12 protein-coding genes are annotated in these 13803 nt (G+C 74.3%); 5 read left to right on the top strand and 7 right to left on the bottom strand.

What is annotated here, in order from left to right; all coding sequences use genetic code 11:
- Positions 1-69: 69 nt before the first annotated feature.
- Genes hypF through AB0H64_RS27875 form a run of 3 tightly spaced genes read right to left on the bottom strand, consistent with a single transcriptional unit; the run spans position 70 to position 3988 of the window.
- The gene (gene hypF / locus AB0H64_RS27865) at positions 70-2340 is read right to left on the bottom strand and encodes a carbamoyltransferase HypF (protein ID WP_357630142.1); all 2271 of its coding nucleotides are present in this window, start codon (positions 2338-2340) and stop codon (positions 70-72) included.
- Entirely contained in the window at positions 2337-3023 is a 687-nt protein-coding gene (locus tag AB0H64_RS27870) for an SIS domain-containing protein (RefSeq protein ID WP_357630144.1), read from the bottom strand. The genes hypF and AB0H64_RS27870 overlap by 4 nt, the downstream gene beginning before the upstream one ends.
- Positions 3020-3988 carry an SIS domain-containing protein gene (locus tag AB0H64_RS27875; protein ID WP_357630147.1) on the bottom strand — a complete coding sequence of 323 codons (969 nt, stop codon included), beginning with the start codon at positions 3986-3988 and terminating at the stop codon, positions 3020-3022. Before AB0H64_RS27875 ends, AB0H64_RS27870 begins: the two co-directional genes overlap by 4 nt.
- 228 nt (positions 3989-4216) lie before the next feature.
- Here AB0H64_RS27875 and AB0H64_RS27880 point away from each other — a divergent pair, with 228 nt between their 5' ends.
- Positions 4217-5302, top strand: a complete 1086-nt coding sequence (locus tag AB0H64_RS27880; protein ID WP_357630150.1) for a Zn-dependent alcohol dehydrogenase — start codon at positions 4217-4219, stop codon at positions 5300-5302.
- Between the two features lie 80 nt (positions 5303-5382).
- On the opposite strand, the gene AB0H64_RS27885 is transcribed toward AB0H64_RS27880, so the two are convergent.
- Positions 5383-6840 (bottom strand): MFS transporter, encoded by a 1458-nt coding sequence (locus tag AB0H64_RS27885; RefSeq protein WP_357630152.1) that lies wholly within the window; start codon positions 6838-6840, stop codon positions 5383-5385.
- A 128-nt stretch (positions 6841-6968) separates the two neighbouring features.
- Between AB0H64_RS27885 and AB0H64_RS27890 the strand changes: the two genes are divergently transcribed.
- The 3 genes from AB0H64_RS27890 (at position 6969) to AB0H64_RS27900 (ending at position 9574) form a co-directional block, all read left to right on the top strand.
- Positions 6969-7955, top strand: a complete 987-nt coding sequence (locus AB0H64_RS27890; protein WP_357630155.1) for an AsnC family transcriptional regulator — start codon at positions 6969-6971, stop codon at positions 7953-7955.
- A gap of 16 nt (positions 7956-7971) precedes the next feature.
- Complete coding sequence (locus AB0H64_RS27895; protein ID WP_357630157.1) at positions 7972-8553, top strand: hemerythrin domain-containing protein; 582 nt, start codon at positions 7972-7974, stop codon at positions 8551-8553.
- A gap of 217 nt (positions 8554-8770) precedes the next feature.
- Positions 8771-9574, top strand: coding sequence for an SAM-dependent methyltransferase (locus AB0H64_RS27900; protein ID WP_357630160.1), 804 nt, complete (start codon positions 8771-8773; stop codon positions 9572-9574).
- Between the two features lie 21 nt (positions 9575-9595).
- Here the strand turns inward: AB0H64_RS27900 and AB0H64_RS27905 are convergent, their stop codons facing one another.
- Positions 9596-10474, bottom strand: a complete 879-nt coding sequence (locus tag AB0H64_RS27905; protein ID WP_357630163.1) for a helix-turn-helix transcriptional regulator — start codon at positions 10472-10474, stop codon at positions 9596-9598.
- Positions 10475-10882: 408 nt separating this feature from the next.
- On the opposite strand from AB0H64_RS27905, the gene AB0H64_RS27910 reads away from it, so the two are divergent.
- Positions 10883-11473, top strand: a complete 591-nt coding sequence (locus AB0H64_RS27910) for a CAP family protein (protein ID WP_357630165.1) — start codon at positions 10883-10885, stop codon at positions 11471-11473.
- 24 nt (positions 11474-11497) lie between these two features.
- Here the strand turns inward: AB0H64_RS27910 and AB0H64_RS27915 are convergent, their stop codons facing one another.
- Positions 11498-12190 (bottom strand): TetR family transcriptional regulator, encoded by a 693-nt coding sequence (locus AB0H64_RS27915; RefSeq protein WP_357630168.1) that lies wholly within the window; start codon positions 12188-12190, stop codon positions 11498-11500.
- 147 nt (positions 12191-12337) lie between these two features.
- Positions 12338-13540 carry a cytochrome P450 gene (locus AB0H64_RS27920; RefSeq protein WP_357630171.1) on the bottom strand — a complete coding sequence of 401 codons (1203 nt, stop codon included), beginning with the start codon at positions 13538-13540 and terminating at the stop codon, positions 12338-12340.
- Positions 13541-13803: the final 263 nt, after the last annotated feature.

A 13803-nucleotide genomic window follows, 5' to 3' on the forward strand; every position in this document is an offset into this window, starting at 1 on the left:
CGCCCCTGACCCGACGGGAACGGCGGGTCAGGGGCGGCCCGTGGGTCAGGTCGTGAGCCAGGCGGTGGGTCAGGGGCGGGCGGCGGCCACGACCGCCTGGCCGAGGCTGATCCCCCCGTCGTTGCAGGGCACCCGCCGGTGCGTCAGCACCCGGAACCCACGGGCGCGCAGCCCGTCGGCCACGCCGCCGAGCAGCAGCCCGTTGGCGAACACGCCGCCCGACAGCGCCACCGTGCCGATCCCCGTGGCCCCGGCGACCACGCCGACGGCCGTCACCACCGCCCCGGCCAGCCCGTGGTGGAAGCGCGCCGCGATCACCCCGGCCGGCACCCCGCGCCGCAGGTCGCCGGCGACGGCCCGCACCAGGTCGGTGCTCCTGATCACCACGGGCGCGGTCCCGGTCACCGCCACCGGGTAGCCGTCGCGCACGTCGGGATCGGCCCGCTGCTCCAGGCCGATCGCCGCCTGTCCCTCGTAGGTGACGGTGTCGCGGACGCCGAGCAGCGCCGCCACCGCGTCGAACAGCCGCCCGGCGCTGGAGGTGAGCGGCGCGGCGGGGCCACCGGAAGCGGCCAGTGCGGACACGGCCGGCCAGTGCCGCGCGTTGCGGCGGGCCACCGCGAGCCCGTCCGGCGGCTCCCCCGCCGCCCCCAGGCAGGCCGCCGCCATCCGCCACGGCTGGCGGATGGCCGTGACGCCGCCCGGCAGCGGCACCGGCTCCAGGTGGCCGGCCCGCTCGTACGCCGCCAGGCTCGCCACCAGCAGCTCGCCGCCCCAGACGGTGCCGTCGGGCCCGTACCCGGTGCCGTCGAACGCCACCCCGACGACCGGGCCGGCCTCGCCGTTGTCGGCCAGGCACGAGGCGATGTGGGCGTGGTGGTGCTGCACGGCGACCGTCTCCACGCCGTCCAGGTCCTGGGCGTACCTGGTGGACAGGTAGTCGGGGTGCAGGTCGTGGGCGACGACCTCGGGATCGACGCCGAGCAGCCGCCGGAAGCGCACGACCTCGTCGGTGAAGGCGCGCAGGGCCAGGTGGCTCTCCAGGTCGCCGAGGTGCTGCGACAGCACCGCGTGCCGTCCCCGCCCGAGGCAGAAGGTGCTCTTCTGCTCGGCGCCGCAGGCCAGGACGGGCCGGCGGAACGGCCACGGCAGTGTGAGCGGCTCCGGGGCGTACCCGCGCGACCGTCGTACGGGTGCCGGCGCGCCGCGGAACACCCGCAGCACGGAGTCGTCGGCGGGCGCGTGGATCGGCCGGTCGTGGCACAGGAACGCGTCGGCGACGCCGCCCAGGCGCCGCAGCGCGTCCCCGTCGTCGTGCGCGATCGGCTCGTCGGCCAGGTTCCCGCTGGTCAGCACGTACGGCCGGGCCAGCTCGCGGCAGAGCAGGTGGTGCAGCGGCGTGTACGGCAGCAGCACGCCCAGGTCGGGGCCGTCGGGCGCCACCGAGGGCGCGACCGGCGCGCCGGGCCGCCGGGGCAGCAGCACGATCGGCCGGCGTGGCCCGGTGAGCAGGGCCGCGGCGGCCTCACCGGCCTCGCACAGCTCCCGCGCGGCGGACAGGTCCGCCGCCATGACCGCGAACGCCTTGTCCGGCCGCCGCTTGCGGGCCCGCAGCCGCGCGACCGCGGCCTCGTCGGCGGCGTCCACCGCGAGGTGGTAGCCGCCCAGCCCCTTGACGGCCAGCACCGCGCCGTCCGCGACCAGGGCGGCCGCCCGCGTGAGGGGGTCCCCGGGGAGCGCCGTGCCGTCCGGCGCGCGCAGCGCGAGCCGGGGGCCGCAGGCGGGGCAGCAGGTGGGCTGGGCGTGGAAGCGGCGGTCGGCCGGGTCGTGGTACTCGCGGGCGCAGGCGGCGCACAGGGCGAAGCCCGCCATCGTGGTCACCGCCCGGTCGTACGGCACCGCCGTGATGATCGTGAAGCGCGGCCCGCAGGCGGTGCAGTTGACGAACGGGTACCGGAAGCGCCGGTCGGCCGGGTCGAACAGCTCGGCCAGGCAGTCGTCGCAGGTGGCCACGTCCGGCGGGACGAGCGCCCGGCCGGGGGCGCCGGGGTCGCCGGCGACACTGGGCACGATCCGGAACCCGCCGGCGCCGGTCGGCGGCACGGGGGTGACGCTGACCCGCTCGACGACGGCCAGCGCGGGCGCCCGCTCGCGCACCGCCTCCACCAGCGCCGCGACCGCGGTGGGCGGGCCCTCCGCCTCGATGAACACGCCGCCGCCGTCGTTGCCGACCAGCCCTGCCAGCCCGTACCGGGAGGCGAGTCCGTGCACGAACGGCCGGAAGCCGACTCCCTGCACGATGCCCTCGACCCGGATCAGCGAGCGCACCCGCCCGCTCACGCCTCCGCCGGCTCCGCGCGCACGAGCTCGCGCAGCACGTGGCAGGCCGTCGTCTGCGCCTCCTGGACGCGGTGCACCGACGACGACGGGACGACGAACAGGTGCTCGGCCAGGCCCTCCTCGGCCATCCGGCCGCCGCCCGACCCGGCGAACCCCACCGTCACCATGCCGGTGCGGCGCGCCTGCTCCAAGCCACGCAGCACGTTGACGGAGCCGCCGCTGGTGGACAGGGCCATCGCCACGTCGCCGGGGCGGCCGAGCGCGGCGAGCTGCCGGGCGAAGACCACGTCGAACGCGACGTCGTTGGCCAGCGCCGTCAGCAGCGCCGCGTCACCGGTCAGCGAGATCGCCGGCAGGGCCGGCCATGGCCGGCCGCCGTCCCGGTCCGGCGTGCGGAACAACTGGGCGACGGCCTGGGCGTCGGTGCTGCTGCCGCCGTTGCCGAACGCGAACAGCGTGCCACCGGCCCGGAAGGCCGACGCCATGGCCACGGCGCAGGCGGCCAGCGCCGGGCCCAGCGTGGCCAGGACCCGCAGGCGCAGCTCCAGGCTGTCGGCGGCCTTGGCCGCGGTGGAGCGGACGAGCTCCCGGGCGGCGTTCTCCCGGGCGTCCCGGGCGGCGTCTCCCCGGGCGTCCCCGGCCGCGTCGCCGGCCGGCGTCAGGAACGGGTAGATCGCGCTCACGAGCCGTCACCGCCGAGCACCACGATGGCCTCCTTGGCGTGGACGAGGACCACGTCGCCGACCCGCGCCTCGACGAGGGCGACGCTGACCTCCTCGGTGCCGCAGCCGGTCTCGACGAGGGCCAGGCCACCCGGTCGCAGCTCGGTGACGTGCACCGGGACGGCCGTGTCGGCGCACGTGACGCAGGTGCCGGCGGTGTCGCGGGCGCCGTCGCCGGTGGAGCCGCATGCGATGCCGCCGGTGGTGCCGCGGGTGGAGTCGCCGGTGGAGCCGCCGGGCGTGTCCTCGGTCGCGTCGGGGGCGGGTGGGCCGGGCGGCGCGAGCCCGGGATCGTCGAGCAGCACGTGGACCAGCTCCCAGAGCAGGTGGTAGGCCGTCACGTGGACCTCCCGGGCGATCAGCGGGTCGCCGCAACGCGCCGCGATCACATGATCCACGACGACGACACCGCCGAGCGGGACGTCCTCATCACAGAGCGGGCGGTCCGTGTCGCCGGGCGGGGAGGCCGATGAGGTGGTCGTCAGGGCGACCGTGAGCATGCCCAGCTCGCGGGCCGCCGCCAGCCCGGCCAGTACGCGCCGGTCCCGCTCGCCGACCGGCACGCCGAGCGCGATGTCCCCCGGCCGGCCGAACGTCCTGACCTGCGCGGCGAACACCTCGTCCGGACCGCCGGACGAGGCGAGGCCGCCGAGCGCCGCCGCGTCGCCGGCCAGCGAGATCGCCGGCAGCGCCCGCTTGCCCACGATCACGGGGTGGGTGAACTCGACGGCCACGTGCCCGGCGTCGGCCGCCGCCGCGCCGTCGCCGAAGGTGATGAGCCGTCCCCCGCGCCGGAAGCGCTCGGCCATGTCCCCGGCCGCGCGGACGATCCGTCCGGCGTCGCGGGCCAGCGCCTCACCGGGCGCGGTCCGGCGCTCGGCGGCGAGCTCCAGCAGGCGGTCGGGTGTCCCTGGTTCGATGGCCATGCGCGTCCCCCGTGGTGGTGCCTTCGCAGCCATGCTCATCGGCGCCGGGACGCGGCCGGGGCTCGTGCGTGCCCGCGTCCCGTCAATCTTGGGGAACGTTTCAGCCGCGGCGACCTCCCCTCCATTCGACCAAACGCTTGCTTGGAGCACGAGTGCGAGGCGACAATACATCCGTTGTGAAACAGGTTCTACCAAGGAACTCCAGATCCCGTCCGGGAGGAACCGACCATGCGCGCCGCCATAGTCCACGAGCCCGGTGCCGCCCTCGAACTGCGCGACGACGTCACGGTCGCCGGGCCCGACCCCGGCGAGGTCAGGATCCGCGTCCGGGCGACCGGCGTCTGCCACTCCGACGTCTCCGCGCTCAAGGGCGTGCTGCCCACCTCCTTGCCGGCCGTGCTCGGGCACGAGGCCGCGGGCGAGGTCGTCGAGATCGGCTCCCGGGTGACCGGGCTGGCGCCGGGCGACCACGTGGTCCTGTCGTTCATCCCGGCCTGCGGGACCTGCCCCGACTGCCTGGGCGGCCAGCCGTACCTGTGCATCACGTACGTCCTGGAGGGCTTCACCAAGCCGCGCTTCCGGCTCGCCGGCGACACCCCGTGCTTCGGCTTCGGCGGCGTCGGCGCCTGGGCCGAGGAGCTCGTCGTCCCCGCCCAGGCCGCGATCAGAATCGACCCGGACGTGCCGTTCGAGCTGGCCGCGCTGCTCAGTTGCGCGGTCGCCACCGGCGTGGGGGCGGTCATCAACACGGCCAGGGTCGAGGAGGGCTCGTCCGTCGTCGTCATCGGCGCGGGCGGCATCGGGCTGTCGGTCATCCAGGGGGCGCGGCTGGCCGGCGCGGCGACCATCCTGGCCGTGGACCCGGTCGCGGCCAAGCACGAGGTCGCCAAGGGCTTCGGCGCCACCCACGCCACCACGCCGGACCAGATGGAGGCGGTCAAGGGCCTGCTCACCGGCGGGCGCGGCTTCGACCACGCCTTCGAGGCCGTCGGCCGGTCGAGCACCGTGAAGGCCGCCTGGCAGGCCGCCAGGCGCGGCGGGAACGTCGTGGTCGTGGGCGCGGGCGCCGCGGACGACCAGGTCGAGATCGACGCCTTCTCCCTGCTGTTCGACGGCAAGAACATGCTCAGCTCCATCTACGGCTGCTCCGACCTGCGCCGCGACGCCAAGCGGTTCGTGGACCTGTGGCGGGCCGGCCGGCTGGACCTGGAGAGCCTCATCACCCGCCGCATCCGCTTCGAGGACCTGGCCGACGCCGTCAAGATCCTGGACAAGGGCGGGGACGTGATCCGCCAGGTGGTGATCTTCGACTGACGGCGGGGGCCGCCGCGCCCCGGCCCGGAGCGGGATGTCCGAAACACCTGTCCACGCCTTCGACAGGCCGCTCCGGCCCCCTACGTGGCGGCGCCCGGCTCATCCGTGCGCATGAGGGCGGCGGCGACGGCGGTGGCAGCCAGCAGCGCGGCGGCGAGCAGGCCGGCCGACCGGGCGGCGGACACGTGCCCGGCGCCCTCCGCCAGGCCGCGCAGGAAGGCGCCGCCGAGGACCGCGGTGCCGAGCGTCGCGCCCAACTGCTGGACGGCGTTGAGCAGCCCGGCGGCGGAGCCGGTCTCGTGCGGGCGAACGCGGGACAGCGCGGCGGTGAAGAACGGGGTGGTGAACAGCCCGTTCCCGGCGCCCGTGACGGCCAGTCCCGCCACCACGAGCCACCCGAGCGATCCGGGCGATCCGGGCGATCCGAGGCCCCCGGCGGCTCCCGTGCCGGCGACGAGAGTGATCGCCAGTCCGGCGAGCATGACGGCGAGCCCGGCGAACATCAGCCGTGAACCGTACCGGGGCACCAGGCGGGCGCCCGCGACGAGGGAGGCCACCCCCATGGCCGCCGACCAGGGCAGCAGTGACAGCCCGGCGGTCACCACGTCGCGCCCCAGGCCGAGCTGGACCTCCAGGACCACCACGAGCGTCAGGCCGTTCATCGCCGCGAAGAACAGGGCCGAGGTCGCCAGCGCGGCCGGGAAGCCGCGGTCCCGGAACAGGCTCACCTCGACCAGCCCGCCACGACCCGTCCGGGCCCGGCGACGCTGGTGGATGCCGAACACCACGAACAGGACCACCCCTGCCACCGCCATGGTCCAGCCCCCCGCCGGCCCTCCGGCGGCGTCGCCCCGGATGAGCGGGTACACCAGCAGGCCGGTGCCGAGCGCCGCGATCACGGTCCCCGTCCCGTCGAGGCGCGGGAGGGCCGGGCCGCCCGCCGTACGGGGCTCCCTGGGCGGCATCAGGGGGACGACGGCCAGCACGGCGGCGGCCAGGGGCACGTTGACCAGGAAGACCGACCGCCACGACGAGCCGAGCAGGTCGGCGTGCGTGAGCACGGCGCCCAGGACCGGCCCGGTGACGGCGGCCAGCCCCATCACCGGCCCGATGCTCCCCATGGCCCTGGCCAGCTCCGCGCCGTCGAACATGGTCCGGATCAGCCCGATGGTCTGCGGGATGACCAGCGCGGCGGCGGCGCCCTGGACCGCCCGCAGGCCGATCAGCGTCCCGGCGTCCGGCGCGAGCGCGCAGGCGGCCGAGGCGAGCGCGAACGCGGCCACGCCGACGGCGAACACCCGCCGCCGCCCGGCCAGGTCGCCCAGCCGGCCGCCGGTGATCAGCAGCACCGCGAACGGCAGCGTGTACGCGGCGTTGAACCACGGGATGGCCGAGGCGTCGCCGCCGAGGTCGGCGTGGATGACGGGCGCGGCGACCGTCACGATCGTCGCGTCGAGCAGGTTCATCGCCTCGGCGACGAGCAGGGCGGCCAGCCCGGCCCATCGCCACCGGTGGGCGACGTGGTGATGGAGCAGCATCGGGTTCCCTCTTCCTCGGAGTCGTTCCGGGGAACAGGGTCGGGCGGAGGGGGGTGGCCTTCCAGCCAGGCGGCCTGAAGTGGTGATTTTTTCCATCCAGGGGCGATATATGAGGAAATATGGTCGCCATGGATGACCTCGATCGCGCGCTGGTCCACGCCCTGCACATCGACGGCCGGGCCCCGTTCAGCCGCGTCGCCGAGGTGCTGGGCGTGTCCGCGCAGACGGTGACACGCCGCTACCGGCGGCTCCGCCGCGAGGCGGGGCTGCGCGTGGTGGGCCTGGCCGACCACGGCCGGTCCGGCCACACCCAGTGGGTGGTCCGCCTCACCACGACCCCCGCCGCCGCCCGGACGCTCGCGCACTCACTGGCCCGCCGCGCCGACACCTCCTGGGTCAAGCTGACCTCCGGCGGCACGGAGATCTTCGCCATCGTGCACGCGCCGGACGCCACCCGCCCGCCGCTGCTCCACGACGTCCCCCGCAGGAGCGGGATCACCGGCGTCTCGGCGCACTGCCTGCTGCACACGTACCTGGGCGGCCCCGCGGCCTGGCGCGGCCGGCTCCAGACCCTCGACGACGCGCAGCAGGAGCGGCTGCGCCCGACCCTGCCCGCCCCGTCCGGCAGCGCCCCGCTCACCGGTGCGGACCGCGCGCTGATGGACGCGCTGCGCCACGACGGGCGCGCCGGCCACGCGGACCTGGCCGCCGTCACCGGCTGGTCCCAGGCGACGGTGGCCCGCCGCCTGGCCGACCTGCGCGCCCGCGACGTCCTGTTCTTCGACGTGGAGATCGACGCCGCCGCCTACGGGGTCACCACCCAGGCGCTGCTCTGGATGGCGGTCGCGCCCGCCGACCTGGAGCGGGTGGCCACCGCCCTGGCCGGCCATCGCGAGCTGGCCGTGGTCATGGCCACGACCGGCACCACGAACCTGCTCGCCCACGCGCTCTGCTCCGGCCCCGCCGACCTGCACCGCTACCTCGTCCACCGGCTCGGCGCCCTCGACGGCGTACGCACGCTGGAGACCGCCCCCGTCCTCGCCACCCTCAAGGCGGCCGGCCACCTCCCCGCCGACGGGGTGCGTTTGGCCAGGTCACAGCGCGGAGAGGGGTGACAGGGGAGGAATCGACATGAACGATCAGCAGGGCGGAAGCGAGCAGCGGGACGTGATCACCGTGCTCGTGACGGACCATCGCGAGGTCGAACAGCTCTTCGCGGAGCTGGAGACGATGATCGGCGCCATCGGGGAGCGGCCGCAGACCCTGGCCGAACAGGCCGTCATCGAGCTGGTCCGCCACTCCGTGGCGGAGGAGGCGTACCTGTATCCGGCGGTCCGCGAGCACGTGCCGGGCGGCGACGAGCTGGCCGACAAGGAGCTCGCCGAGCACGCCGAGGCCGAGGAGACCATGAAGCGGCTGGAGCGCCTGGAGCCGGGCGACGACGACTTCTGGCCCGTCCTGGAGGAGCTGATGAGGGAGATCCGCCATCACGTCCAGGAGGAGGAGGGCGACCTGTTCCCCCGGCTGCGCGCGGCGTGCCCGCCCGAGGCGCTCACCGAGCTCGGGGCCAAGGTGGAGCGGGCGAAGAAGCTGGCCCCGACCCGCCCGCACCCGTCCGCGCCCGACAAGCCGCCCGCCGACAAGCTGCTGGCGCCCGGTGCGGGGCTGATCGACCGCCTGAGGGACGCCCTCACCGGCCGCGGCCGCTCCTGACGGCACCGCACTCGGCGGTGTCCTGCTGTCCTCGGGTCCCGCCGTCGGGTTCGCCGTCCACGCCGCCCTCACGGTGGCGGCCCTCGCCTGCCTGGCAGCCACGCGCCGCCACCGGTGATCCCCATGGCCCTGTCCGGCCGGTGATCGCCGGTGGCGCGGAAAGGGGGGCGGCATTAGGTTTGAATGACTACAGATGCGACACAAGAGGAGAATTTGCGTGGCCGACGAAACGCCTCTCCCCAGGATCGACATCACCAGGCCGCACCAGGCTCGGGTGTGGAATTACTGGCTGGGCGGAAAGGACAACTACCCGGTCGACCGCGAACTCGCCGAGCAGCTCCGCCAGGTATATCCCGGCATGGAGAATATCGCCCGCCATACCCGGGCCTTTCTGGGACGCGCAGTGCGATACCTCGCCGAAGAGGCCGGAATCCGGCAGTTCCTGGACATCGGCACTGGGCTGCCCACCGTGGACAACACCCACGAGGTCGCCCAGCGGGTCGATCCGACCTGCCGCATCGTGTACGTGGACAACGACCCCCTGGTGCTGGTCCACGCTCAGGCCCTGCTCACGAGCCATCCCCTCGGCGCCTGCGACTACATCGAGGCCGACGTCCGCGATCCCGGCGCCGTCCTGGACTTCGCGGCCAAGACCCTGGACCTCACCCGTCCCACCGCGCTCATCCTCCTGGGCGTGATGGGCACCATCTTCGACGACGACGAGGCGTACGCGCTGGTCGAAAGGCTGCTGGACGCGCTCCCGCCGGGCAGCCACCTGGTGTTCGAGGACGGCACGAAGACGGTCAACCCGGATGCCGCCGCCGAGGCCGAGCGCCTTCGCGACGAGGGGAAGGTCTACTCGTACCGGCTGCGCACCCCCGAGGAGATCTCCCGCTTCTTCGACGGGCTGGAGCTGGTGGAGCCGGGCGTCGTGTCGGTGTCGCGCTGGCGGGTGGAGGCGGGCGTGTTCGGCGTGCCGGACGAGGTGGACGCCTTCTGCGGCGTGGGCCGCAAGCCGTGACAGGTCGTACGGACGCGGGCGCTAGACCCCGGCGGCGAGCAGCCGCAGGATCGACGGGGTGGCGGCCGAGGGCCGCGCGTGCACGACGAGCTGGTCCAGCAGGTGCTGGTACGGCAGGGCGTCCTGCTTGCGGCTCAGGTACTGCGCCCCGGCGATGTGCTCCAGGTAGACGACGTCGTCCAGCTCCGCCGGGGCGAAGCGCAGGATGGTGACGGGCCCCGTGCCGCCGACGTGGCCGCCGGAGCGGAACGTGAGCACCTGGATCGTGATGTGCGGCAGCTCGGCCAGCGTCGCGAGGTGCTCCAGCTGGGCGCGCATCGTCGCGGAGTCGGCCACCTGCCGGCGCAGCGCGCCCTCGTCGATCACCGCCCACAGCTTGGGCGGGGCGGCCGAGACGAGAATCTGCTGGCGGCGCATGCGCACCCTGACCCGGCGCTCGATCTCCTCGGCGGGGCTGCCCTCGCGTCCCTGCGTGATGACCGCGCGGGCGTACTCCTCGGTCTGCAGCAGGCCGGGCACGTACTGGATCTCGTAGGCGCGGATCAGCGACGCGTCGCGCTCCAGCCCCAGGTAGTCCTCGAACCAGTCGGGCACCACGTCGCGGTAGTCGTGCCACCAGGCGGGCGCGTTGGCCTGCTCGGCCATGGTGAGCAGCGCCGAGCGCTCGGCCTCGTCCGCGCCGTACAGGGTGAGCAGGTCGGCCACGTCGCGTAGCTTGAAGCCGGTCCGGCCGAGCTCCAGACGGCTGATCTTGGAGTGGGAGCCCCGGATGAGGTACCCGGCTTCCTCGCGGGAGATCCCCCGCGCCTCGCGCAGCCGGCGCAGGTGCGCGCCGACCAGGATCCGCAGCGCCGTGGGCCCGGAGCGACGGGCCTCTCTGCCGGCTCCGCTTTCCGGCACTCCGGCATGGGGATTTCCGGTCACGTTCCCCCTATCGCGAGCGGACGACATAATGCTCCAAATCAGCAAATCGCGACGGCACAACCGGACCATCCTGCCACGCCGCCGGACCGCGTTGCCATATGTCCCGACGACCGGGCATTTCACCACAAATGGCGCACCAGTTCGCCTTCAGAGCACCGCGAATCCCGTTCGCCTGACAGATTCTCACCTTACGCGGCTTGTGCCCGAGCTCTGCGGGAGCCCACGCGGCCGTTACGGGGGACACGCCGCAAATCCGCAGGCCAACGAGTATCTCCAGCCGACATCGCGCCGGCCGTCATCGTGGTGAGACTTTCGATCTGTCCCTCGCCTCGCCTCTCACCAGGCAGGACCGCCTGACCGAGGCGTGGGCAGATTGGAGATGAGATGTCCCGACTCACTGGACGGACGATCAAGGCCACCACGACGGTGGGCGCCGGGGTCGCGCTCGTGACCGCGCTCACGGCCGTGGCGGGGCCCGCCGAGGCGACGCGGGCCCGCCCGCCCCTGCCGCTCCGCACGGACGCGGCCTTCCAGAGCCAATGCCTCGCCACCCACAACGCCTTCCGCGCCCGCCACGGCGCGCCCGCCCTCACGACCGACCAGGGACTCGTCGACCACGCCAGCCGGCGGGTGACCGAACTCAGCCGGTACGAGGGCCTCCAACAGGCCGGCAGGGATCCCGGGTACGGCCAGAACATCCACTGGTTCCTGACCTCCTCCGGTCGGGCGGCGACCTGCGCGGACGCGGTGAAGAAGTGGTACGCCGGCGTCGGGTCCTACGACTTCCGGGCCCCGGGGTTCTCCTCCCGCACGGGCTTCTTCACCCAGGTCGTCTGGAAGGGCACGACCCGGCTCGGCTGCGCCCGGGCCGCCGGCCAGGGCACCCGGGGCTACGAGACGTACATCGCGTGCGCCTACCAGGCGCCGGGCAACGTGTCGGGCCGCTACGCGCAGAACGTCCTACCCGTGAGGTGACCGTGCCGCGGGGCCGGCCGCCCGTCACCGTTCCGGCGGGCGGCTCCCCCGGAGGTCCTCGCCGGAGGCGCCCGCGGCCGGGTCGTCCGCGTCCAGGGCTCCGACCATGCCGCACAGGGCCGTGACCAGGTCGTCACCGAGGCGGCGCCACGCCTGGGCCGCCGCCTCGGCGCGGGCGCGGCCGGCCGCCAGGTCCGTCTCCAACTCGGCGCACATGTGCACGATGAGCTGGCGGGTCATGGCCTCCCGGCGCGCGGTCGCACCGGGGTCGCGCTCCGCCACTCCTGCGTTCCCGGCGCGTACGGCCGCCCGCGCGGCGTGGATGGCGTCGTACAGGCGGCGCAGGGACGGGGTGTCCAGGTGCGCGCGGACGGCGTGCTCCCGCAGGGCCGGCTCGACGACGATCTGGGCGAGGAACCGGGCGTACCAGGACGGGGTTCCGAGGTCGATCTGGTGCTCGATGCGGGGCAGCACGGCGCAGCGGAGCTGGTCGCGCAGCGACATGCCGGCCGGGTCGCCGAGCGCGCTCATCATGGCCAGCCGGTGCCGCTCGATCGCGTCGGCGTGCTCGGCGAGGACCGCCTTGATGAGCGCGTCGCGCCCGGTGAAGTGGTACTGAACCGCTGACTTGTTGCGCTGCCCGGCGGCCTCGCCGATCTGCCGGATCGACACACCGGCGAGGCCGCGGGTGGCGTAGAGCCTCTCGGCGGCGCGCATGATGAGAGTCCTCGCGGTGGCGGAGCGCGGCGAGGACGCGCTCGCCGGAGCGGGGGGAAGCGCCCCGCTCCGGTCCGCGACGACCCTCATGTCTCGCATGTCGTGCATATCGTGCATGTCGAGACCGTCACGGTCGTCGTGACCCGCTCACCAGGTCACCCAGACGTTCTCCAGGCCGCCCGACAGCAGGCCGGTGCGCAGGCGCAGCGCCTCGGCGCCGTCGCGCAGCGCGAGGGTGGGCAGCCGGCGGGTCAGCGTGTCGAGCACCACCTGCAGCTCCAGGCGGGCCAGCGGCTGGCCGAGACAGAAGTGCGGGCCCGCCCCGAAGGTGAGGTGCTGGTTGGCGTTGGTCCGGAGCGGGTCGAAGCGGTCGGGGTCGTCGAACTTGCGCGGGTCCCGGTTGGCGGCGGGGCGGCACGGGATGAGGGTGCTGCCCGCGGCCACCGGGACGCCGCCGACCTCGAGGTCCTCGCCGGCGACCCGGGGGAAGCCGACCACGCTGAGCGTGCTGTCGAGGCGCAGCACCTCCTCGACCGTGCCGGGGATGAGGCCCGGGTCGTCGATCACCGCCTGGTAGCGCTCGCGCTCCGACAGGAGCATCGCGGTCATGATGACGATCATGTTGGACGTGGTCTCGTGCCCGGCCAGCAGCAGCGCCCGCACGGTCGCGATCAGCTCCTCGTGGCTGAGCCGGCCGTCCTCGCTGTCGGAGACCTGGGTCAGCTCGCTGAGCAGGTCGTCGCCGGGGTCGGCGCGCCTGGCGTCGACCAGGTCGGACACGTACGCGTCGAACTCCTCGTACGCCCGCTGCACCTCGTCCTGGGTGTGGCGCGTCAGGGTCAGCATGACCTGCGACCAGTGCGCGAACCTGTCCTGGTCCTCGGCCGGGGCGCCCACCAGGGCGCAGATGACCTGCACCGGCAGCGGCAGGCCCAGCCGGGCCGACAGGTCGGCCGGCGGCCCGGCCTCCAGCATGGCGTCGACCAGGTCGTCGGCCATCCGCTGGACGCGGGGTCGCCACGCCTCGATCTTCTTGATGGTGAACGAGCGGGTGAGCAGCCGCCGCCACCGCCGGTGACCCTCGCCCTCGGTGATGCTCATGGTGTTGCGGGCGAACAGGCCGCCGTCCTGCGTGGTCGCCACCCGTGCGGCGTTCTGGCCGCCGCGCTGGAAGCGCGGGTCGGTGAGCAGCGCGCGCACGTCGTCGTAACGGGTGACGAGCTGGGCGGTGTCGCCGCTGGGCAGCCGCACGTGCGCCACGGGACACCGCTCCTGCAGCTCGCTCCACTCGCGCGGCGGCTCCAGGGTCTCCTTCCGGTCGAAGGGATAGGTCGGCACGGACTCGGTCATGACGCCCCCTCATGTCGATGTCTGATCATGTTCGACGTTAAGGCAGCCGCCTTAATAAGACAATCGCCTTAACGCGGTAAAATCGTTTCGATGAGGCCGTCGGGCTTGCGCTATGATCATGCGGGCCCTCGGCGCGCCAGAGCCGGCACGATCCGGCGCCGGTCTCCATCCCACAGACGCGCGTGACCCGCACGGCCCGCCCACGCCCGCTCACCCGCCCATCCGGCACGCGGCTCACCGCACGAGGAACGCCCACCAGACGA

This window comes from Nonomuraea sp. NPDC050733, from assembly GCF_040654215.1.
Lineage (GTDB): Bacteria > Actinomycetota > Actinomycetes > Streptosporangiales > Streptosporangiaceae > Nonomuraea.